This window comes from Ramlibacter sp. (assembly GCF_028292805.1).
Lineage (GTDB): Bacteria > Pseudomonadota > Gammaproteobacteria > Burkholderiales > Burkholderiaceae_C > Ramlibacter.
The window spans coordinates 1-19,313 of sequence record NZ_JAQGLS010000314.1 but is presented as its reverse complement, the minus strand read 5'-3'; the positions used below and the strand labels follow the sequence as shown (position 1 = coordinate 19,313).

The 19,313-nt window shown below is 68.1% G+C and carries 24 protein-coding genes; 11 read left to right on the top strand and 13 right to left on the bottom strand.

What is annotated here, in order from left to right:
- Positions 1–6: 6 nt before the first annotated feature.
- Positions 7–972 (bottom strand): tripartite tricarboxylate transporter substrate binding protein, encoded by a 966-nt coding sequence (locus tag JWP65_RS19225; protein WP_299766674.1) that lies wholly within the window; start codon positions 970–972, stop codon positions 7–9.
- A gap of 90 nt (positions 973–1,062) precedes the next feature.
- Here JWP65_RS19225 and JWP65_RS19220 point away from each other — a divergent pair, with 90 nt between their 5' ends.
- Positions 1,063–3,522 (top strand): ligase-associated DNA damage response DEXH box helicase, encoded by a 2,460-nt coding sequence (locus tag JWP65_RS19220; RefSeq protein WP_299766672.1) that lies wholly within the window; start codon positions 1,063–1,065, stop codon positions 3,520–3,522.
- Between the two features lie 132 nt (positions 3,523–3,654).
- The gene (locus JWP65_RS19215) at positions 3,655–4,095 is read left to right on the top strand and encodes a BON domain-containing protein (protein WP_299766670.1); all 441 of its coding nucleotides are present in this window, start codon (positions 3,655–3,657) and stop codon (positions 4,093–4,095) included.
- 93 nt (positions 4,096–4,188) lie between these two features.
- Here JWP65_RS19215 and JWP65_RS19210 read toward each other — a convergent pair whose 3' ends face one another.
- The 5 genes from JWP65_RS19210 to JWP65_RS19190 all read right to left on the bottom strand — a co-directional run bounded on the left by JWP65_RS19210 (position 4,189) and on the right by JWP65_RS19190 (position 7,337).
- Positions 4,189–4,503 (bottom strand): BON domain-containing protein, encoded by a 315-nt coding sequence (locus tag JWP65_RS19210; RefSeq protein ID WP_299766668.1) that lies wholly within the window; start codon positions 4,501–4,503, stop codon positions 4,189–4,191.
- 100 nt (positions 4,504–4,603) lie between these two features.
- The gene (locus JWP65_RS19205; RefSeq protein ID WP_299766666.1) at positions 4,604–5,059 is read right to left on the bottom strand and encodes a hypothetical protein; all 456 of its coding nucleotides are present in this window, start codon (positions 5,057–5,059) and stop codon (positions 4,604–4,606) included.
- Between the two features lie 39 nt (positions 5,060–5,098).
- Complete coding sequence (locus JWP65_RS19200) at positions 5,099–5,470, bottom strand: hypothetical protein (protein ID WP_299766664.1); 372 nt, start codon at positions 5,468–5,470, stop codon at positions 5,099–5,101.
- Between the two features lie 10 nt (positions 5,471–5,480).
- Positions 5,481–5,786, bottom strand: a complete 306-nt coding sequence (locus JWP65_RS19195) for a hypothetical protein (RefSeq protein WP_299766662.1) — start codon at positions 5,784–5,786, stop codon at positions 5,481–5,483.
- Positions 5,787–6,026: 240 nt separating this feature from the next.
- A complete protein-coding gene (locus tag JWP65_RS19190) occupies positions 6,027–7,337 on the bottom strand; it encodes a CHASE3 domain-containing protein (protein ID WP_299766660.1) in 1,311 nt (436 codons plus the stop codon).
- A 171-nt stretch (positions 7,338–7,508) separates the two neighbouring features.
- On the opposite strand from JWP65_RS19190, the gene JWP65_RS19185 reads away from it, so the two are divergent.
- Positions 7,509–8,141: a response regulator transcription factor gene (locus JWP65_RS19185; RefSeq protein ID WP_299766658.1), complete on the top strand. Its 633-nt coding sequence runs from the start codon at positions 7,509–7,511 to the stop codon at positions 8,139–8,141.
- A 10-nt stretch (positions 8,142–8,151) separates the two neighbouring features.
- On the opposite strand, the gene JWP65_RS19180 is transcribed toward JWP65_RS19185, so the two are convergent.
- On the bottom strand, positions 8,152–8,541 hold the full coding sequence (locus JWP65_RS19180; RefSeq protein ID WP_299766656.1) for a response regulator: 390 nt from the start codon (positions 8,539–8,541) through the stop codon (positions 8,152–8,154).
- 220 nt (positions 8,542–8,761) lie between these two features.
- On the opposite strand from JWP65_RS19180, the gene JWP65_RS19175 reads away from it, so the two are divergent.
- Positions 8,762–8,926, top strand: coding sequence for a hypothetical protein (locus JWP65_RS19175; RefSeq protein ID WP_299766654.1), 165 nt, complete (start codon positions 8,762–8,764; stop codon positions 8,924–8,926).
- Here the strand turns inward: JWP65_RS19175 and JWP65_RS19170 are convergent.
- The 3 genes from JWP65_RS19170 to gpmA form a co-directional block, all read right to left on the bottom strand.
- Positions 8,895–9,680: a HesA/MoeB/ThiF family protein gene (locus tag JWP65_RS19170; RefSeq protein WP_299766652.1), complete on the bottom strand. Its 786-nt coding sequence runs from the start codon at positions 9,678–9,680 to the stop codon at positions 8,895–8,897. The two genes, JWP65_RS19175 and JWP65_RS19170, sit on opposite strands and share 32 nt — an antisense overlap.
- 135 nt (positions 9,681–9,815) lie before the next feature.
- The gene (locus JWP65_RS19165) at positions 9,816–11,261 is read right to left on the bottom strand and encodes a S41 family peptidase (RefSeq protein ID WP_299766651.1); all 1,446 of its coding nucleotides are present in this window, start codon (positions 11,259–11,261) and stop codon (positions 9,816–9,818) included.
- A 156-nt stretch (positions 11,262–11,417) separates the two neighbouring features.
- Positions 11,418–12,167: a 2,3-diphosphoglycerate-dependent phosphoglycerate mutase gene (gene gpmA, locus JWP65_RS19160; protein WP_299766649.1), complete on the bottom strand. Its 750-nt coding sequence runs from the start codon at positions 12,165–12,167 to the stop codon at positions 11,418–11,420.
- An 89-nt stretch (positions 12,168–12,256) separates the two neighbouring features.
- Between gpmA and JWP65_RS19155 the strand changes: the two genes are divergently transcribed.
- The 4 genes from JWP65_RS19155 to JWP65_RS19140 all read left to right on the top strand — a co-directional run bounded on the left by JWP65_RS19155 (position 12,257) and on the right by JWP65_RS19140 (position 14,560).
- A complete protein-coding gene (locus JWP65_RS19155) occupies positions 12,257–12,667 on the top strand; it encodes a rhodanese-like domain-containing protein (protein ID WP_299766647.1) in 411 nt (136 codons plus the stop codon).
- A gap of 20 nt (positions 12,668–12,687) precedes the next feature.
- Positions 12,688–12,954: a glutaredoxin 3 gene (grxC, locus tag JWP65_RS19150; protein WP_299766645.1), complete on the top strand. Its 267-nt coding sequence runs from the start codon at positions 12,688–12,690 to the stop codon at positions 12,952–12,954.
- 100 nt (positions 12,955–13,054) lie between these two features.
- Complete coding sequence (gene secB / locus JWP65_RS19145; protein WP_299766643.1) at positions 13,055–13,531, top strand: protein-export chaperone SecB; 477 nt, start codon at positions 13,055–13,057, stop codon at positions 13,529–13,531.
- Positions 13,532–13,552: 21 nt separating this feature from the next.
- Positions 13,553–14,560: an NAD(P)H-dependent glycerol-3-phosphate dehydrogenase gene (locus JWP65_RS19140; protein ID WP_299766641.1), complete on the top strand. Its 1,008-nt coding sequence runs from the start codon at positions 13,553–13,555 to the stop codon at positions 14,558–14,560.
- 185 nt (positions 14,561–14,745) lie between these two features.
- Here the strand turns inward: JWP65_RS19140 and JWP65_RS19135 are convergent, their stop codons facing one another.
- Positions 14,746–15,072 carry a thioredoxin family protein gene (locus JWP65_RS19135; protein ID WP_299766639.1) on the bottom strand — a complete coding sequence of 109 codons (327 nt, stop codon included), beginning with the start codon at positions 15,070–15,072 and terminating at the stop codon, positions 14,746–14,748.
- 192 nt (positions 15,073–15,264) lie between these two features.
- On the opposite strand from JWP65_RS19135, the gene nadC reads away from it, so the two are divergent.
- The 3 genes from nadC to JWP65_RS19120 all read left to right on the top strand — a co-directional run bounded on the left by nadC (position 15,265) and on the right by JWP65_RS19120 (position 17,813).
- The gene (gene nadC, locus JWP65_RS19130) at positions 15,265–16,128 is read left to right on the top strand and encodes a carboxylating nicotinate-nucleotide diphosphorylase (RefSeq protein WP_299766637.1); all 864 of its coding nucleotides are present in this window, start codon (positions 15,265–15,267) and stop codon (positions 16,126–16,128) included.
- Positions 16,129–16,136: 8 nt separating this feature from the next.
- Positions 16,137–17,255 (top strand): quinolinate synthase NadA, encoded by a 1,119-nt coding sequence (nadA, locus tag JWP65_RS19125; RefSeq protein ID WP_299766635.1) that lies wholly within the window; start codon positions 16,137–16,139, stop codon positions 17,253–17,255.
- Positions 17,256–17,369: 114 nt separating this feature from the next.
- Complete coding sequence (locus tag JWP65_RS19120; protein ID WP_299766633.1) at positions 17,370–17,813, top strand: Sbal_3080 family lipoprotein; 444 nt, start codon at positions 17,370–17,372, stop codon at positions 17,811–17,813.
- 90 nt (positions 17,814–17,903) lie between these two features.
- Here the strand turns inward: JWP65_RS19120 and JWP65_RS19115 are convergent, their stop codons facing one another.
- Positions 17,904–18,077, bottom strand: coding sequence for a hypothetical protein (locus JWP65_RS19115; protein WP_299766631.1), 174 nt, complete (start codon positions 18,075–18,077; stop codon positions 17,904–17,906).
- 111 nt (positions 18,078–18,188) lie between these two features.
- A partial coding sequence (gene nadB / locus JWP65_RS19110; protein ID WP_299766629.1) for an L-aspartate oxidase occupies positions 18,189–19,313 on the bottom strand: 1,125 nt, incomplete at its 5' end.

The window sequence follows — 19,313 nt, the reverse complement described above, 5'->3', positions numbered from 1 at the left end:
GAAAAGTCATTCGAGCGTGATGCCGGTGGCCTTGATCGGCTTTTCCCAGCGTGCGAGATCGGCGCGCTGGGTCGCCGCCAGTTCGGCCGAGGTGGAGCCGACGGTTTCGTAGCCGAGCTTGAGCATGGCGGCCTGCAGCTGCGGCTTGCGCAGGGCCGCCACCATCGCCCGCTCCAGCCGCGCCAATGTTTCCGGCGGCAGGCCGGCCGGCGCGTACATCGCGAACCAGGCGGTGGCGTCCATGTCCACGCCCGACTCCTTGAGCGTCGGCACCTCGGGCCCCTGCGGGTCGCGCAGGTAGCCGGTCACGGCGAGGATGCGCACCTTGCCGCCGCGGTGCAGTTCGGCGGTTTCGGACACGACGTCGAACTTGTAGCCGATGTGACCGCCCAGTAGCGCGGTGTTGGCCGGCGCGCCGCCCTGGAACGGCACGTGGGTGAAGGGCACGCCGACGCTCTGCTCCATCAGCACGCCCATGAAGTGCGGCAGCGTGCCAAGGCCCGGCGAGCCGTAGGTCGCGCCCTTGGGGTCGGCCTTGGCCTTGGCCAGCATCTCCTGCACGTTCTTCGCATTGCTGGCCGGGCCGGACACCACGCCGAACTGGAAGCGGGCGATCAGCGAGACCGGCGTGAAGTCGCGGACCGGGTCGTATTCCAGCTTGCGGTAGACGTGCGGGAACAGCACCATCGGCCCGCTGGGCAGCACGACCACGGTCTGGCCATCGGGCCTGGCGTTCTTCGCGGCGGCCAGGGCGATGCGGCCGCCGGCGCCGGGGCAGTTTTCCACCGTCACCGGCACGAAGTCGTGGCGCAGGGCGTCGCCTACCATCCGGGCGATCACGTCGGCCGAGCCGCCGGCCGGAAAGCCCACCAGGATCTTCAGCGGCGGCTTGTCCTGAGCGCCCGCGGGGGCGGCGGTGAGTGCGACCAGCCCGAAGGCGAGGGCGGCAAGCAGGCAATGGCGGCGTCGCATGGGTGTCTCCAGTGCGGGCGAGGGCCCGTTGCAGGACGCTGGTTGCCGCACAATTGATTGATCGAATCGAGCATCCTCCTCGCAAACCCCATGCCCTCGCCGCGCCTGGCGCAGCCCGCCCTGGCCTGGATGGCCGCCCGCGGCTGGCAGGCGTTCGCCTTCCAGCAAGAGGTGTGGCAGGCGGTGGCCGAAGGCCGCAGCGGCATGCTGCATGCCACCACCGGCTCGGGCAAGACTTACGCGGTCTGGCTCGGCATGCTGGACGCCTTGCTGGCGCGGCACCCGCCGGTCCGCGCCGCCGAGCCTTTGCGGGTGGTCTGGCTGACGCCGATGCGGGCGCTGGCATCGGACACCGCCAAGGCGCTGGCGGAACCGCTGCGCGACCTCGCGCCCACCTGGACGATCGGCCTGCGCACCGGCGACACGCCCAGCGCCGAACGGGCGCGGCAGGACCGCCGCCTGCCGACGGTGCTGGTGACCACGCCTGAATCGCTGACCTTGATGCTCACGCGCGAAGCGATGCAGGACGAGCTGGCGGGCGTCGCCTATGTGGTGGTGGATGAATGGCACGAGCTGATCGGCAGCAAGCGCGGCGTGCAGGCGCAGCTGGCGCTGGCGCGGCTGCGGCAGTTGCATCCGCGGCTGGTCAGCTGGGGCCTGAGCGCCACGCTGGGCAACCTGGACGAGGCGATGGCGGTGCTGTGCGGGCAGGACCCGCAGCCGCCGCCGCGGCTGGTGCGCGGCAAGATCGACAAGACGCTGCTGATCGACACGCTGATCCCGCCCGACCCCGGCAAGTACTCGTGGGCCGGTCACCTGGGGGCGCGCATGCAGATGCCGGTGGTCCAGGAGATCGAACGCTCCGGCACCACGCTGGTCTTCACCAACGTGCGATCGCAGGCCGAAGTCTGGTACCAGCTGCTGCTTCAGGCACGGCCGGAATGGGCCGGCCACATCGCGCTGCACCACGGCTCGCTGGACCGGGCCACCCGCGAGTGGGTCGAGCAGGGCCTGAAGGAAGGCAGCCTGCGCGCGGTGGTGGCCACCTCGTCGCTCGACCTCGGCGTGGACTTCCTGCCGGTGGAGCGGGTGCTGCAGATCGGCTCGGCCAAGGGCGTGGCGCGGATGATGCAGCGCGCCGGCCGCAGCGGCCACGCCCCGGGCCGCGCCAGCCGTGTCACGCTGGTGCCCACCAACACCATGGAGATCATCGAGGCGGCGGCGGCGCGCTGGGCGGCCCGGGGCGGCCGCGTGGAACAGCGCACGCCGCCGGACAAGCCGCTCGATGTGCTGGTTCAGCACATCGTCACCGTGGCCCTGGGCGGCGGCTTCCAGGCCGATGCGCTGTACGCGGAAGTGGCGTCGGCGTGGTCGTACCGCATGCTGACGCGGGCCGAGTTCGACTGGGCGCTGGCCTTCTGCGAGCGCGGCGGCGAGAGCCTGGGCGCCTATCCGGAATACCACCGCATCGTGCGCGGCGAGGACGGCATCTACCGCGTCAAGGACGCCGGCGTCGCCAGGCGCCACCGGCTGGGCGTCGGCACCATCGTCAGCGACGCCTCGATGCAGGTGAAGTACCTGACTGGCGGTGTGCTGGGCACGATGGAGGAGGGCTTCATCGCGCGGCTGCGCAAGGGCGACTGCTTTTACTTCGCCGGCCGCCTGCTGGAGTTCATCCGCGTCAAGGACATGGCGGCCTACGTGCGCAAGGCCACCCGCAACACGGGCACGGTGCCGACCTGGATGGGCAGCAAGATGGCGCTGTCGACCGAGCTGAGCGACGCGGTGCTGGTGATGATGCAGGCCGCCGCGCAGGGCGAGTTCGTCGAGCCGGAGCTGGAGGCCGCGCGGCCCATGCTGCTGACCCAGCAGCGGCTGTCGAAGATCCCGACCCCGCGGACCTTGCTGGTGGAGGCTTTCCAGTCGCGCGAAGGCCAGCACCTGTACATCTACCCCTTCGCCGGGCGCAACGTGCATCTGGGACTGGCCAGCCTGCTGGCCTGGCGGCTGGCGCGTGATCGGCCCAACACCTTCAGCATCTCGATCAACGACTACGGCCTGGAGCTGGTCAGCGCCGCGCCGTTCGAGCTGGAGCCGGTCACCAGCGGCGCGCTGTTCGGCGCTGCCGACCTGCTGCACGACGTGCTGGCGTCTCTCAACTCCACCGAGCTGGCGCAACGGCGCTTTCGGGAGATCGCCCGCGTCGCCGGGCTGATCTCCACCGGCTATCCAGGCCAGCCCAAAAGCACACGGCAGCTGCAAGCCTCCAGCGCGCTGTTCTTCGAGGTGTTCCGCAAGTACGACGCCGGCAACCTGCTGCTGAACCAGGCCGAACGCGAAGTGCTCAGCCAGGAGCTGGAAATCGCGCGGCTCGGCACCACGCTGGAGCGAATGCGCGACAAGCAGCTGGATTTCGTGCAACTGCGCCATCCCAGTCCGATGAGCGTGCCGCTCATGGTGGAGCGCTTTCGCGAAAAGCTGTCGACCGAAAAGCTGTCGCAGCGCCTCGATCGCATCCTGCGCGAGATGGAAGGTGACGCCGCTGTCTAGGCCGCGCTCTGTGTTTATCCTACGTCCCCGTACGAACCGGCCCGACCAGCCGCGGGCCGGCTGAACTTCTACACTAGCTTGGCGGGGCAGAACACCCCGTGCCACACCGACAGCGAAAAAGAGGACGACGACATGCAAGGACTTTTCAGAAAGGGCGCGATCGGCGCTGTCTCGCTGGCGGCGTTGCTGGCCCTGGGCGGCTGCGGCGACCGCGTCGAAAACACCGAGATGCCGCTGCCGGCGCAAGCCAACGTCGAAATCAACCGTCAGGGCATGGACGGCGCCAAGGACCAAGACTCGGCCCAGGGCGTGGCCAACGACACCGCCGCTGCCGGCGCGACTCCCACCGCGGCGCGGGCGCTCGACCCGGACGAGCAGATCGCGGCGGACGTCAAGGCCACGCTGGCTTCGCACCCGAACTTCGGCGCCATCAAGATCGACGTGCATAGCGACGGCGGCAAGGTCACGCTGCGCGGCCAGGCGCCGGACCCGGCCGCCAGGGACAAGGCCGCGGAGATCGCCGGCGCCGTGCCGAATGTGCGGTCGGTGGACAACCAGCTCACGCTCGGCTGAACTCCCTGCTCCAACAGAAAAGGGCCGCATCAGCGGCCCTTTTTGTTTCCCATCGCATGAAAGACCGCTTTGGCGGTCTTTCAGTGAACGCCTTTACGGACGCACGACGAGGTTGTTGCGCACTTCGCGCACGCCACGGGTGGAGCGGGCGATGTTTTCAGCCTGCTGCTTTTCGGCGGAGGACTTGGCAAAGCCGGACAGGGCCACGGCGCCGTTGAGCGTGTCCACGTTGATCGACAGGCCGCCGGTGGTGCGGTCTTCGATCAGCTTGGCTTTCACGGCCGCGGTGATCGTCCGGTCGTCGACGTAGGTGCCGGCGTCGGTCTGGCCGCGCATGACGGCGCAGCCGGTGGAGACCAGGGTCAGGCCGGTGAGGACGGCGAATGCAAGAGCGCGAGCGTGTTTCATGTGGAGACTCCTTCCCGATGGGGGTGGTTTTCGTTGCAACGGTGCGTTTGCTTGCCAAAAGCCTGCCGGGTGGCCGCACCACACCTCCCGGCTTGCGTATTCAGTCAGGACGGTCGTTGTCCTTGCGGTAATCCGAGGCGGACATCGCTGCCATCAAGAGGCCAGGCAGGTGCGACGACTTCAGCAGCGCGATCAGCAGTGTGGTCACCGAAAGCACTTTCCAGGGCCGCGCGAGCGTCAGCGCCGCGCCCACCCCGACCGAGATTGCGAGCAACTGCACCGGCTTGCGCCGCGCGTAGTTGCGCATCACGGGCGAGACCAGTTCCACCGCCATATGCGCCGGATGGTGACGCCACCAGGTGCCCACCGCGTAGCGCATGTGCCCGAACCAGCCTGCGCCCGGCGGCTCCCGATCCTGGCTCGCGTAGTCGCCGGCTTCGTAGCCGATGTCCTCGCGCGCCGGTTCCTCGCGCGGGTCGTGCCGCCGCTCGCGCCGCGCGAGGTGCGCGACGATGGCCTGCCGGCTGCGGGCCAGCTTGTCCGAAGCATCAGACATGCATCCTCCGCGTCGTCTTGGTGGTTGTCGTGGTCGGCTTCATGAGCGCGCGCCGATGGCGCGCAGCGCCTGCGCGTCGGCGTCGAGCTGCGCCTTCAGCTCGGTGAACATCTGCGGCGGCAGGCGCTTGCGCGCCACCAGGAAGCCGGCCACCGAGAACGCCAGCGCGACGCCGGGCACGACCACCAGGGCCCAGTGGAAGCCCTGGACGGCGCCAAGCATGACGGCGACGCCGGCCAGGATCAGGAACAGCAGGAACGCGACCAGTGTCACGCCCCAGGCGATCGCCCGCTTGGCCACCTCGGTCCCGGCGGTGGAGGTTTCCTCGCGCAACAGCGCGCCGTAGCCGGAGACATGGTCCAGGACCAGCTCCGGCTTGGAGATCAGCACCGAAAAGATCGGGTGGATCATGGCCTGCGAGTTAGAAGTGCTTGTCGCTGTCGCGGCGGCTGCGCATGGCCAGCACCAAGCCGGCGACGGCGGCGCCGATCGCGGCGGCGATCAGGGCCGACTTCAGGGGATGGTCGGTGACGTAGCGGGTGCTGGCGCTGGCGTACTCGCCCATGTAGCGCTGGGCCGCGGCGGCGCGTTCCGACACTGCGCTGGCGCCGCGGCTGGCCGCGTCGTGCACGCCGGTGCGCAAGCTGTTGACACGGTTGCTGGCGCGCTCCATCGCCTCGTTGGCCATCCTGCGGGTGTTCTCTAGCGTCTGGTGGTCGGAATTCATGTCGGAGTCCTCTCTTGTTGGGGATACGAATGCCCCTGCGGGCGGCTGCTGGCGACCGGGTCAGACTTGCAGGAGAGCAAGGCTCCACCGCAAAAAGGCCTTCGCGCCGGGTGGAGCCAAGGCCAATCCGTGCCTGTGGCGAGCTTAGGGCCATCCGCTGAGCCAAGGCTCAGTACCCGGCGTGACCGGGTGTCGGCGACAAGGGGGCTCGGGTGTAGGACAAGACCTACGGGTGCGAGGTCAGGTCAGCGCGGCGATGGCCAGCGGGGCCTTGGGCAGGACCGCCGTGACACGCGTGCCGGCACCCAGCTGCGACGCAACGGCGAAGCGGCCACCCGCCGCTTCGACCCGGTGCCGCATGCCGGCCAGGCCGTGCGTGGACGGACGCACGGCTTGCGGGTCGAACCCTTTGCCGTCATCTTTGATCTCCACCTCGACATGGTTGCTGTAGCTGTGCACGCTGATGTCGATCTGCGTGGCTTCCGCGTACTTGCCCACGTTGGTCAGCGACTCCTGCACCAGCCGGTACACCGTCAGCTGGCCGGAGTCATCCAGGGCGACGTCTTCCAGGCTGGTGGCGATCTCGATGCCGGAGCGTTCGGAGAATTCGCGCGCCAGGATCTCCAGGGCGGCGGTCAGACCGAGGTTGGCCAGCGACGACGGCCGCAGGTCTTCGATGATCCGGCGCTTCAGTGCGATCCCGCTGTTGAGCGTCTCGGTCAGGTGCTGCAGGCGCTGCCCGATCTCCGGGGGCTGGCCGGCCAGCTTGGACTTCAGGCGCGCCACGTCCAGCTTGGCGGCCGTGAGCAGGGCGCCGAGTTCGTCGTGCAGCTCTCGCGCCAGGTGGCCGCGCTCTTCCTCGCGCACCTGCTGCAGGTGGGTGGCCAGCTGCGCCAGCGAGGCCGTGCGTTCGCGAACCTGGCTTTCCAGCAGGTCGCGTTCCTGCTGCAGGGCGCGCTGCTGCTGCTCGCCGGCGAGCTTGAGCCGGGTGCTCTGGCGCAGGTAGAGGTAGAAGGCGGTCAGCGCGGCCAGGGCAACCACGCCAATGCCCACGCGCGACAGGATCAAAGTCTGCTCGACCTGCTGTTGGGCGGCGACCATGCCGGTCGTGGCGCTTTGGATGAGCTTGCCAGCCTGGTCGCGGATGGCGTCCATGTGCTCCTTGCCGACGTCCGTCATCAGCACGAACTTCCAGGCGTCTTCGTTGCCCTGCTTGCGCATGCGCACCGACAGGTCCATCTCGGCCAGCTTGCGCTGGACGTTGCGCGTCAGTTGCGCCAGGGTGGCCGACTCCGTCGCTTCCTCGGGATAGCTGGCGCGCAGCGACTCCAGGTTCTGGCTGATCTCGACCACGGCCGCGTTGTAAGGCTCCAGGTAACGGGGGTCGCCGGTCAGAAGATAGCCACGGGAGCCGGTTTCGGCGTCCAGCACGTGCTGCAGCAGACGGTTGACGGCATTGCGCGTGCGCGAATAGTCGTCGATCTGCTCGAGTGCCTGGGTCGAGCGGTTGTAGCCGGTTTCATTGATGGCGATGAGCACGAGCGCGGCCATGACGGCAAGGATCAGGCTGATTGCGACTCTTGGTAACGCGAAAGAAGCCCGCGATTTCACCCTAAAGCCTCACTGATGTGAATAAAATCCTCTGGCGTCATGACTCAAGGGTAGGCCATTTCCAACCGGAAGTGGGGCACAATGAAACAAGCTTGGCGCGGAAGGTGAAGCATGATCAAAGTCGGCGTTGTGGATGACCACGCTATCGTTCGCTCGGGACTCAAGCAGTTTTTCTCCGAGCAAGTCGACCTGCGAGTCGTCGGCGAGGCGGCGAGCGGTCGCGAAGCAATCGACCTCGTCCGTGTCACGGAAATGGACGTCCTGGTGATGGACCTGTCCATGCCCGGCCAAAGCGGCATCGACGCACTGGGGATGATCCGCGCCAAGGCGCCGGATGTCGGCATCCTGATCCTCTCCGGGTACCCGGAAGAGCATTACGCGATGAATCTCATTCGCCAGGGCGCATCGGGTTACCTGAACAAGGAATGCGAGCCGATGGAGATCGTCAACGCGATCCGCACCATTGCGCTGGGCCGCCGCTACATCTCCCCGGCCGTGGCTGAACTGCTGGCGCAGCAGCTCAACCGCAAGGAAGGCGGCGCGCCGCATGAGCAACTGTCCGAGCGCGAGTTCCAGGTGTTCCTCAAGCTGGCCAAGGGCGAGACCGCCGGCGACATCGCCAAGGCCTTGTCGCTGTCGGTCAAGACGGTCAGCACGTACCGCACCCGCCTGATGGAGAAGATGAATCTCTCCTCCAACAGCGACCTGACGTACTACGCGCTCAAGAACAAGCTGATCGACTGACCCTGCGGCTTCACGAAGCGGCCTGGGGCCGCTGGGCGAGGGCCAGGCAGAAGTCCACCAGGGCGTCGATCTCGTTCGACTTGTCGAAGACGGCATCGGCGCCCAGCTGGTTGCAACGCTCGCGCATGTCCGCGGTGGCGTAGTTGCTCAAGACCACCACCCGCTGGTGGCGTCCGCGGTTGCGGCAGGCTTCCAGCACGCCCAGGCCGCTCCCTTGCTTGAGGAAAAGGTCGACGATCGCCAGATCCCAGTCGCCGCTGCGCGCCCCGAACCAGGCCCGCGCCTGGTCCTCGGTTTCCGCCCACCCCAGGGAAACCACAGACGCGAGCTCCTCGAGGGTCCCGATCAGGTTGTCTCGAATGGTGGCGTTGTCTTCGACGATGTAGGTTCGCAATTCCACTTGGCCTGCTGTCGGCGCGTCGTGCGCGGGACGTTCCCCGCAGCCCGGGCTGGCGGCATTGTGCCAGCGGTTTCCGGTGCGGCTGTGGGATCTGTCCTACCTGCCGCCCAATGTAGGTGGGTGCTGACACGCAGCCCGGCCGTAAGCCGACGGACAAATAGATGCAACTTTGCGATATTGGTCTCATGGCGCGGGTTCCCGCACCGTCAAGGGCAATCCCATGAAGCTGTTCCTGCAAACCTCGATGATCTTTTTCGGCACCCTGCTGGCGGCCGGCCTGGTCGCACTTGGTGCCCCCGCCCATGCGGAAGTGCAGATGGTCGGCGCCGCTCCCAGCTACGACCTGGTGCTGGTCAGCTTCGGCCTGGAGCACTCGGCCCGCTGACGCCCGGCCTGCCGGCGCAGACCGGGCAGGCAGGATCCCGACGGACCCGCATCTGGGTCCATTGCATCGTTCTCGCGTCCAGCAGCTGCAGCCGTCCGGCCAGCGAGCTGCCCACCCCCAGCAGCAGACGCAGGGCCTCCGCCGCCTGCATCGTGCCGATGATGCCCACCAGCGGCGCGAACACGCCCATGGTGGCGCACTGCACCTCCTCCACGTCCGCCTGCGGCGGAAACACGCAGGCATAGCAAGGACAGTCGGCCCCCCGCGGGTCGTACACGCTCACCTGGCCGTCAAAGCGGATCGCCGCGCCCGCCACCAGCGGCTTGCCATGGGCAAAGCAGGTGCGGTTGATCAGCTGACGGGTGGCAAAGTTGTCGCTGCAATCGAGCACGACATCGGCCGACGGCACCAGCTCGTCCAGCGCCCGGGCATCGGCGCGCAGCACCAGCGGGCGCACCAGCACCTCGGGATTGATGGCGCGCACCGCCTGCAGCGCCGACGCGGCCTTGGGCTGGCCGATGCGCTCGGTGGTGTGGGCGATCTGGCGCTGCAGGTTGGTCAGGTCGACGGCGTCGTCATCCACCAGGGTGATGCGGCCGACGCCCGCCGTGGCGAGGTACAGCACCGCGGGCGAGCCCAGGCCGCCGGCCCCGATCACCAGGACATGGGCATCCAGCAGGCGCTGCTGGCCCTCCACGCCCACTTCGTCCAGCAGGATGTGGCGCGAGTAGCGCAGGAGCTGGTCGTCGGTCATCCCTGGATTCTCACTGCAAAAAGTCGCAGGCGAGTTTTTGCAGCAGCCGCTATCGGTGGACGACCGCCCTGCATGTCATTGCGGTGGTCCAGTGAAAAGCGGCCCCGGGGGGCCGCTTTTCATCGAGAGAAAGGATCAGTTTTCCTTTTTCTCTTCCTTGTTCTCCACGACCTGGGTCTTGGAGATCAGCACCGGCCGGCCCTTGAGCTGGTTCAGCGCCTGGACCAGCTGGAAGTCCTTGTCGCTGCCGAACTCGGGCGCCGTCTTGCGCTCGGCCGGGGTTTTCCTGGCTTCGTCCTCGGCCCGCTTGCGGGCGTCCTCGCGCGCCTTCTCGCGCCCCGGATCCTTGGCTTCGATCGCGCCCGAACCGCTGTTCAGATGCTTGTCGAGGTCGGCTTCGCGGGTGCGCAGCACGGAGAACACGTTGCCCTCTTCGGTCTCGTCCACCATCACGTCCGGCACGATGCCCTTGGCCTGGATCGACTTGCCGCTGGGCGTGTAATAACGCGCGGTGGTCAGCTTCAGCCCGGTGTCCGGGCCGAGCGGGCGCACCGTCTGCACCGAGCCCTTGCCGAAGGTCTGGCTGCCCAGGATGATGGCGCGCTTGTGGTCCTGCAGCGCGCCGGCGACGATTTCGCTGGCCGAGGCCGAGCCTTCGTTGACCAGCACCACCAGCGGCACGTTCTTGAGCTGCGGCGGCAGCTTGCGTAGCGGATCGGCGCCGGCGCGGCGTTGGTAGAACTCGGGCGAGGCCTTGTAAGCGAACTTGGATTCCGGCAGCTGGCCGTTGGTGGACACAACCGTCACGTTCTCGGGCAGGAAGGCCGCGGAGATCGCGACCGCCGCATCGAGCAGGCCGCCCGGGTCGTTGCGCAGGTCCAGCACCATGCCTTTCATGTTCGGCTCGGCCTTGTACAGCTCCTCCACCTTGCGCACGAAGTCGTCCACAGTGCGTTCCTGGAACTGCGACAGGCGGATCCAGCCGTAGCCCGGCTCGATGACCTTGCCCTTGACGGAGACGGTCTTGATCTCCTCGCGGGTGATGGTCACCGGAAAGCTGCGGTTCTCGTCCTTGCGGTAGATCGTCAGGCTGACCTTGGTGTTCGGCTCGCCGCGCATGCGCTTGACAGCTTCCGACAGCGTCAGGCCCTTGACGGCCGTCTCGTCGATCTTGGTGATCATGTCGCCGGACTTCAGGCCGGCGCGAAAGGCGGGCGAGCCCTCGATCGGCGAGACCACCTTGACCAGGCCGTCCTCCTGCGAGATCTCGATGCCGACGCCGACGAAGCGGCCGGACGTTCCCTCGCGGAATTCCTTGAAGGACTTCTTGTCGAAATACTGGGAGTGGGGATCGAGGCTGGCCACCATGCCGGAGATGGCATCGGAAATCAGCTTCTTTTCGTCCACCGGTTCCACATAGTCGGTCTTGACCATGCTGAAGACGGCTGCCAGTTGCTGGAGCTCCTCCAGCGGCAACGGGGCCAGCGAGCCGCGCGCGACGGTCTGCAAGGACACCGTGGTCAGTGCGCCGGCGAGGGCACCAACGGAAATCCAGCCGGCAATCTTCAGTTTGTGGCTCATGGGCTCAGCAAGTCCTCTCGACTTCAATATACACCTGCGAAAGTTGTCCGATCCATCCGGCAATCGGGCGGTTCCTTTCGGAACACCGGCGCGTGTGAAAAAAACGCGTATTTACGCAGGAACCGTCCTACAAGCCTGTTTGCGCCCGCCGCACCATCAGGGCGCGCTGCTGCCTTGGGCCACCATCGCCGCGGCCGCCTTGGCGGCTGCCTCGGCGTCACCCAGGTAGTGGTGACGCAGCGGTTTCAGCTGCGCGTCCAGCTCGTACACCAGCGGGACGCCGTTGGGAATGTTCAGCCCCACGATGTCCTGGTCCGAGACCTGGTCGAGGTACTTCACCAGCGCCCGGATCGAGTTGCCGTGGGCCACGACCAGCACTCGCTTGCCTGCTCTGATCGCGGGTGCGATTGATTCGTTCCAGAACGGCAGAACTCTTTGCACGGTGTCCTTGAGGCACTCCGTCAAGGGCACCTGCCCGTCCGCCAGCCCGGCGTAGCGGATGTCGGTTCGTTCGCTGCGCGGATCGTCGGCTGGCAGCGGCGGCGGCGGCGTGTCGTAGCTGCGGCGCCAGACCAGCACCTGGGCGTCGCCGAACTTGCGCGCGGTTTCCGCCTTGTTGAGCCCCTGCAGCGCGCCGTAGTGGCGCTCGTTCAGGCGCCACGAGTGCGCCACCGGCAGCCAGGTGCGGTCCATCTCGTCGAGGCAGTGCCACAGCGTGCGGGTCGCCCGCTTGAGCACGCTGGTGTAGCAAAGGTCGAAGTCGAGGCCTTGCGCCAAGAGCAGCTGGCCGGAGGTTTTTGCCTGGGCGATGCCGGTCGCGGTCAGGTCCACGTCGGTCCAGCCGGTGAAGCGGTTTTCCAGGTTCCAGGTGGATTCGCCGTGGCGGATCAGGACGAGCTTGTGCATGGGAATGGCGGCCAAAGGAGTGGAGGTCAACCCGGCATTCTAGAATCGGGGGCTGCACCGGGCGGACCCGGTGCCGAAGAAAGGTTTGAATGAAGTTTCTACTGGACAACTGGGCCCTGATCCTGGTGGCCGTCGTTTCCGCCGGCATGCTGATGTGGCCGGCCCTTGGCCGTGGCGTGCGCGCCGGTGGGGTATCCGCCAATGGGGCGGTGCAGCTGATCAACCGGGAAAAGGGCGTCGTCATCGACGTGAGCGAGGCGGAGGAATTCGCCGTGCAACACATCGGTGGCTCCAGGAACATCCCGGTGAACCAGCTGCAGCAGCGGTTGCCCGAACTGGTCAAGAACAAGGCGCTTCCGGTGATCCTGGTGTGCGCCAGTGGCGCGCGGGCGCAGCGCTCGCTGGCCGTCGCCAAAAGCCTGGGCTACGCCAGGGCCGTCGCACTCAGCGGCGGGCTCAAAGGCTGGAAAGAGGCTAACCTGCCGTTGGAAAAAGCCTGAACACCCCCAACTGGGAAGTTATGCAATCCGTCAAGATGTACACCACGGCCGTTTGCCCTTATTGCATCCGCGCCAAGCAGATCCTCAAGTCCAAGGGCGTCGAAGCCATCGAAGAAGTCCGCATCGACATGCTGCCCGACGAGCGCATGAAGATGATGGAGATCACCGGCCGCCGCACGGTGCCGCAGATCTTCATCGGGGACACGCATGTGGGCGGCCATGACGACCTGGTGGCGCTGGACGGGCGGGGCGGCCTGATGCCGCTGCTCAACGGCACGCCGTCCTGAGCGGGCGGGGCCGGCCTGAGATAATCCCCGCCTGCGCCGCAGCAGCGCCCGCCGCCAGCAGTCCGGTGGGCCTTTTCATTCGCACTTAAGGGCACAAGCCATGGCCGACAACAACGAACCCGTGTTCCAGATCCAGCGCGTCTACATGAAGGAAGCGTCGCTCGAGCAGCCCAATTCCCCGGCCATCCTGCTGGAGCAGGAGCAGCCCAGCGTCGACATCCAGCTGGGCGTGGAGGCGCAGCAGGCCGCCGACGGCATGTACGAAGTGGCCGTCTCGGCCACCGTCACCACCAAGATCAAGGACAAGACGGTCTTCCTGGTCGAAGTCAAGCAGGCCGGCATCTTCGAGATCCGCAACGTACCGCAAGACCAGCTGCAGGCGATCATGGGCATCGCCTGCCCGCAGATCGTCTACCCCTACCTGCGCGCCAACGTGTCCGACCTCGTCACTCGCGCCGGCTTCCCGCCGGTGCACCTGGCCGAGATCAACTTCCAGGCCATGTACGAGCAGCAGCAGCAGCAGCAGCAGGCCGGCCAGCCGGACGGCGAACCCGCCCGCATCGTCACGTCAGTCTGACCGCGGCCGGCGCAGCCCGCCATGGACATCCTCGTGCTCGGGGCCGGCGCCTGGGGCAGCGCGCTGGCCATCAGCGCGGGCGCGCGCCACCGCGTGACGCTGTGGGCGCGCGACGCCAGCCAGGCCGCGGCCATGGCGGCCACGCGCGAAAATACGCAATACCTTCGCGGCTTCCCGTTCTGTGACGCCGTTGCGCTGTCGGCGCTGCCGGCGCCCGCGCTGGCGCAGCTGGCGGCGCGCCACGACCTGGTGATCGTCGCCACGCCGATGGCGGGCCTGCGCGAGATGCTGCTGCTGCTGCGCGATTGCAGCCGGCCCGTGGCCTGGCTGTGCAAGGGCTTCGAGGCGCCCGTGTCGCAGGGCCACCATGGCCTGCTCGGACACGAGGTGCGGGCCGAGGTCGCGCCCGCGCTGGCGGCCGGTGCCCTCAGTGGGCCGAGCTTCGCGCAGGAAGTGGCACGCGGCCAACCCACCGCGCTGGTGGCCGCCAGCGAGTCGCCACTGGTGCGCGATGCCCTGGTGGCCGCCTTCCACGGGCCCGCCATCCGGGTCTACGCCAATGACGATCTGGCTGGCGTGGAAATCGGCGGCGCCGTCAAGAACGTGCTGGCGATCGCCACCGGCTTGTGCGACGGCCTGGCGCTGGGCCTGAACGCGCGGGCCGCGCTGGTCACGCGCGGCTTGGCGGAGATGACGCGACTGGGCGTGGCGCTCGGGGCCCGGGCCGACACCTTCATGGGCCTGTCCGGGCTGGGCGACCTGGTGCTCACGTGCACCGGCGACCTGAGCCGCAACCGGCGCGTCGGCCTGTTGCTGGCCGAGGGCCTGAGCCTGCAGCAGGCGGTGCAGTCGCTCGGGCACGTCGCCGAAGGCGTCTACTCGGCGCGCACGGTGCTCCAGCGGGCCCGTCGGCTCGGGGTCGACATGCCGATCACCGCCGCAGTGGTCGACCTGCTCGATGGCCGGCTCGAGCCCGCGCAGGCGGTTGCCGAGCTGATGGGCAGGGAGCCGGCGGCGGAAAGTTCCTAGCGATGTTCGCGCACAAGGTTGGCCCCATTGCGCCTGCCGCATTGCTTGGCTGCGAACTGCATCCAGACCGGGCGTGAGGTGTGCGGCTTTGCGCGACCGCCCCGGCCGCGAAGCTCCACGTTGCAGAGTGCGCCAGCAGCGCTTGCACACCGTGCGAAGGGGCGGCGGATTGAGCGGGTGGACCTTTAGCCGCGCGGGTCGATCCGTTCCAGCGGCTCGCGCAGCTGGTCAAGGTTGGCCGGGCGCGTGACGCGGCCGATCTCCTGGCCGTCTTTCATGAAGACCAGCGTCGGCCACAGCTTGACACGAAAGCTGCGCCCCAGTGGCTGGCCCGGGCCGTCCTCGATCTTCAGGTGCCGCACTTGCGGGTGGCCCGACAGCGCCCCGGCGATCAGCGGCTGGGCGGCGCGGCACCACCCGCACCAGGGGGTGCCAAATTCGATGACCGTCGCGCCCGCCAGCGCGTCCACGTCCGCGCGGCTGGGTTCCGTCTGGGCATAGATGGTGTTCATGGCGCCATTGTCGACGCTGCCCATTTCGGTGGCGTCGGCGCTGTGCCACTGCAGCTGTCAGTCCAGCACCAGCTGGGTCTGCCTGACCGGTTGCTCCAGGTCGATGCGGCTTGGTTCCGGGATGGCCCGCTCTTTGACTTTCGCTTGCACCGGCTGCGAACGCGGGCTCCGGCTTGCAGCTATGCTTGCCACATGACTGTTCTGTTCGACTTCTCCCCAGCGGCAGTGGCCGCGCTGGCCGACGGCGACGCTGCGCGCGCGCTGGCTGAAGACGTGGGCGGCGGCGACCTGACGGCCGGCCTGGTCGATCCGGCCCGCCGCGCCCGCGCACGCGTGCTGGCGCGCGAGAGCGCCGTCATCTGCGGCGCGCCCTGGGCCGAAGCGACGCTGCGCCAGGTCGATCCGTCGCTGCAGGTGAAGTGGCTGGTGGCCGACGGCCAGCGCTGCAGCGCTGACCAGGTGGTCCTCGAGATCGAGGGCGCGGCCCGCTCGCTGCTGACGGCCGAGCGCACCATGCTGAACTTTCTGCAGCTGCTCAGCGCCGTCGCCACCGCCACCGCGACCTACGTGGACGCCGTGCGCGGCACCCGCGCACAGATCGTCGATACCCGCAAGACCCTGCCAGGACTGCGGCTGGCGCAGAAGTACGCGGTCAAGGCCGGCGGCGGCACCAACCACCGCATCGGGCTGTACGACGCCGTGCTGATCAAGGAAAACCACATCGCCGCCGCCGGCGGCGTCACGCCCGTGCTGCTGGCGGCGCAGCGCGCTGCCGCCAGCGCCGTCTTCATCGAGATCGAGGTGGAGACACTGGCCCAGCTGGAGGAAGCCCTGGGCGCCGGTGCGAAGATGGTGTTGCTCGACAATATGGACTTGCCCACCCTGCGCGAGGCCGTGCGCATCAACGCCGGCTGCGCGATCCTGGAGATTTCGGGCGGCGTCACGCTGGACCGCGTTCGCGCGCTGGCCGACACCGGGGTGGACCGCATTTCCATCGGGGGCCTGACCAAGGACGTGAAGGCCACCGACTTCTCCATGCGCCTGCGAGACATCTGAAGACGACAATGAGCGCCGTGATCCCGATCAAGCAAGTCGAATACGAGCACCCGCTGCCGGGGAGCACCTGCGACACCCGCTTCGCCTGGGCCCGCGTGCCGGTGGAGCCGACCGCGCACGAGCGCCAGGAGCTCAAGGACCGCATCCGCGGCCTGCTCAAGGAGCGCAACGCGGTGATGGTGTCGCACTACTACGTGCACCCGGACCTGCAGGACCTGGCCGAGGAGACCGGCGGCATCGTCAGCGATTCGCTGGAGATGGCGCGCTTCGGCCGCGACCACCCGGCGCAGACGCTGGTCGTCTCCGGCGTCAAGTTCATGGGCGAGACGGCCAAGATCCTGTCCCCGGAAAAGCGCGTGCTGATGCCGGACCTGGATGCCACCTGCTCCCTCGACCTGGGCTGCCCGGCCGACGAGTTCGACACGTTCTGCAACCAGCACCCGGACCGCACGGTGGTGGTGTACGCCAACACCAGCGCCGCGGTGAAGGCGCGCTCGGACTGGCTGGTCACTTCCAGCTGCGCGCTCGACATCGTGGGTGCGCTCAAGGCCAAGGGCCACAAGATCCTGTGGGCGCCCGACAAGCACCTGGGCAGCTACATCCAGCGCGAGACCGGTGCCGACATGGTGTTCTGGAACGGCGCGTGCATCGTGCACGACGAGTTCAGGGCCTTCGAGCTGGAAGCGCTGAAGAAAGAGCATCCGGCGGCCAAGGTGCTGGTGCATCCGGAGGCGCCGCCGGACGTGGTGGCGCTGGCCGACGCGGTCGGCTCCACCTCCGCCATCCTGAAGGCGGCGCGCGAGATGGACGCCCGCACCTTCATCGTGGCCACCGACAGCGGCATGATGCACAAGCTGCGCACGCTGAACCCCGGCAAGGTGTTCATCGAGGCGCCGACCGCCGGCAACAGCGCCACCTGCAAGAGCTGCGCGCAGTGCCCGTGGATGGCGATGAACGGCCTGGCCGGGCTGGCCCACGTGCTGGAGACCGGCGCCAACGAGGTGTTGATCGATGCGGCGCTGGCCGAGCGGGCCAAGCTGCCGATCGACCGCATGCTGGCCTTCACCGCGGCGATCAAGTCGGGCCAACCCGCCGGGGCGCTGGTGCCGAACATCGGCGCGGCTTAGCCGCTGGCACGGCCAGCGCTATTCTTCGCGCGGCCCCAGCCATGGGGTAATACCCACTTCCCTTGCCACGGCAGAGCTGAAAGAATGCCTGCACGACAACAAGGGAGAGAGCGAATGAAGATCCAGCGGATGCTGGCACTGGCCGGACTGGGCGGCACCCTGCTGCTGAGCGGCTGCGCCATTCACCAGAACGTGCGGGCGGTCGAAGGACTGAGCGAGCGCCAGATCTGCGTGATCGAGAACCCGGCCGTGCGTGCCGGGTTCCTGAATGCCTACCGCCAGGCGCTGGGATCCAAAGGCTACACAGTGCGCCAGCTCCCCGCCGGCGCCGCCACCACCGACTGTCCGGTCACTTCCACCTACACCGCCAATTGGCGCTGGGACATGGCCCTGTACATGGCCTACGCCGAGATCAATGTCTACCGCGCGGGGCAGAAGGTCGGCGAGGCGAAGTACGACGCGATGAGCGGAGGTGCCAACCTGAACAAGTTCATCGCGGGCGACAAGAAGATCCAGGAACTGGTGCATCAGTTGTTCCCGGGCGGGGCCGGAACCTGAGGCTGGCTGCGAGCCGGCCACCTTCTCCGGCAGCCGGCCGCTGGCCGCTGGCTGACTCTGTGGCAGCTGAACCCAGCTGAACCCAGCTGGTCACAGCCAGGACCACAGCGCGTTGAGCGCCAGCTGCTGGTAGAACTCGCCCGCGTTCACCGATGCCATGGCCCCGAGCGCCGCGGCGGCGACGGTCACGGCCAGCCAGGCGGCCAGGCCGAGCCATTGCCATGCGTGGTCGCGGTGCGAGGGGGTCGGGTGGACGGATTCCACGGGCGGCAGTCTCGGGCCTGGCGCCCGTTGGCGCGGTAGGACGGGGCCGCGAGCGCCGGGCGCGCCCAGTCCGGACGCGCGCCGGGTGGGCCAGAGGTCGCTCGCCGGGTCTCAGCCCGGCACCAGCGTCGTCGGCAGCGCCACCGGCGCCAGCTGCGGGTAGTCGCGGCTGAAGTGCAGGCCGCGGCTTTCGTGGCGGGCCCGCGCCGACTTCACGATCAAGTCCGCCACCGTGACCAGGTTGCGCAGCTCCAGCAGGTCGCGGCTGACGTGGAAGGCGCCGTAGAACTCCGCGATCTCCCCCTGCAGCAACTCGATGCGGTGGGCGGCGCGGTCCAGCCGCTTGTTGGTTCGCACGATCCCCACGTAGTCCCACATGAAGCGGCGCAGCTCGTCCCAGTTGTGCGAGATGACGACCGTCTCGTCGGCATCGGTCACCCGGCTGGCGTCCCAGGGCGGCACGGCCGGCGGCGCCGGCTGCGGCGCGGCCAGGATGTCGGCGGCGGCCGCGCGCGCGAACACCATGCATTCCACCAGCGAGTTGCTGGCCAGCCGGTTGGCGCCGTGCAGCCCGGTGCAGGCGGTCTCGCCGATCGCCTGCAGGCCGGGCAGGTCGGTGCGGCCGGCCAGGTCGGTGTGCACGCCGCCACAGGTGTAGTGGGCCGCCGGCACCACCGGGATCGGTTCGCGCGTGATGTCGATGCCCAGTTGCAGGCAGCGCGCATGGATGTTGGGGAAGTGCGCCCGCACGAACTGTGGCGGCTGGTGCGAGATGTCCAGGTGGACGCAGTCCAGGCCATGCTTTTTCATCTCGAAGTCGATGGCGCGTGCCACCACGTCGCGCGGCGCCAGTTCCAGCCGCGGGTCGTGGTTGGGCATGAAGCGGGTGCCGTCCGGCAGCAGCAGCCGGCCGCCTTCGCCGCGCACCGCTTCCGAAATCAGGAAGTTCTTGACGTGCGGGTGGTACAGGCAGGTCGGGTGGAACTGGATGAACTCCATGTTGGTCGCCCGGCAGCCCGCGCGCCAGGCGGCGGCGATGCCGTCGCCGGTGGCCGTGTCCGGGTTGGTCGTGTACAGGTAGACCTTGCCCGCGCCGCCGGTCGCCATGATCGTGTGCGGCGCGCGGAAGGTGATGACTTCGTCGGTCGCCTCGTCCAGCGCGTAGAGGCCCAGGCACCGGTTGGGCGAGTGCCCGAATTTCGCTGCGGGGATCAGGTCGACCAGCATGTGACGCTC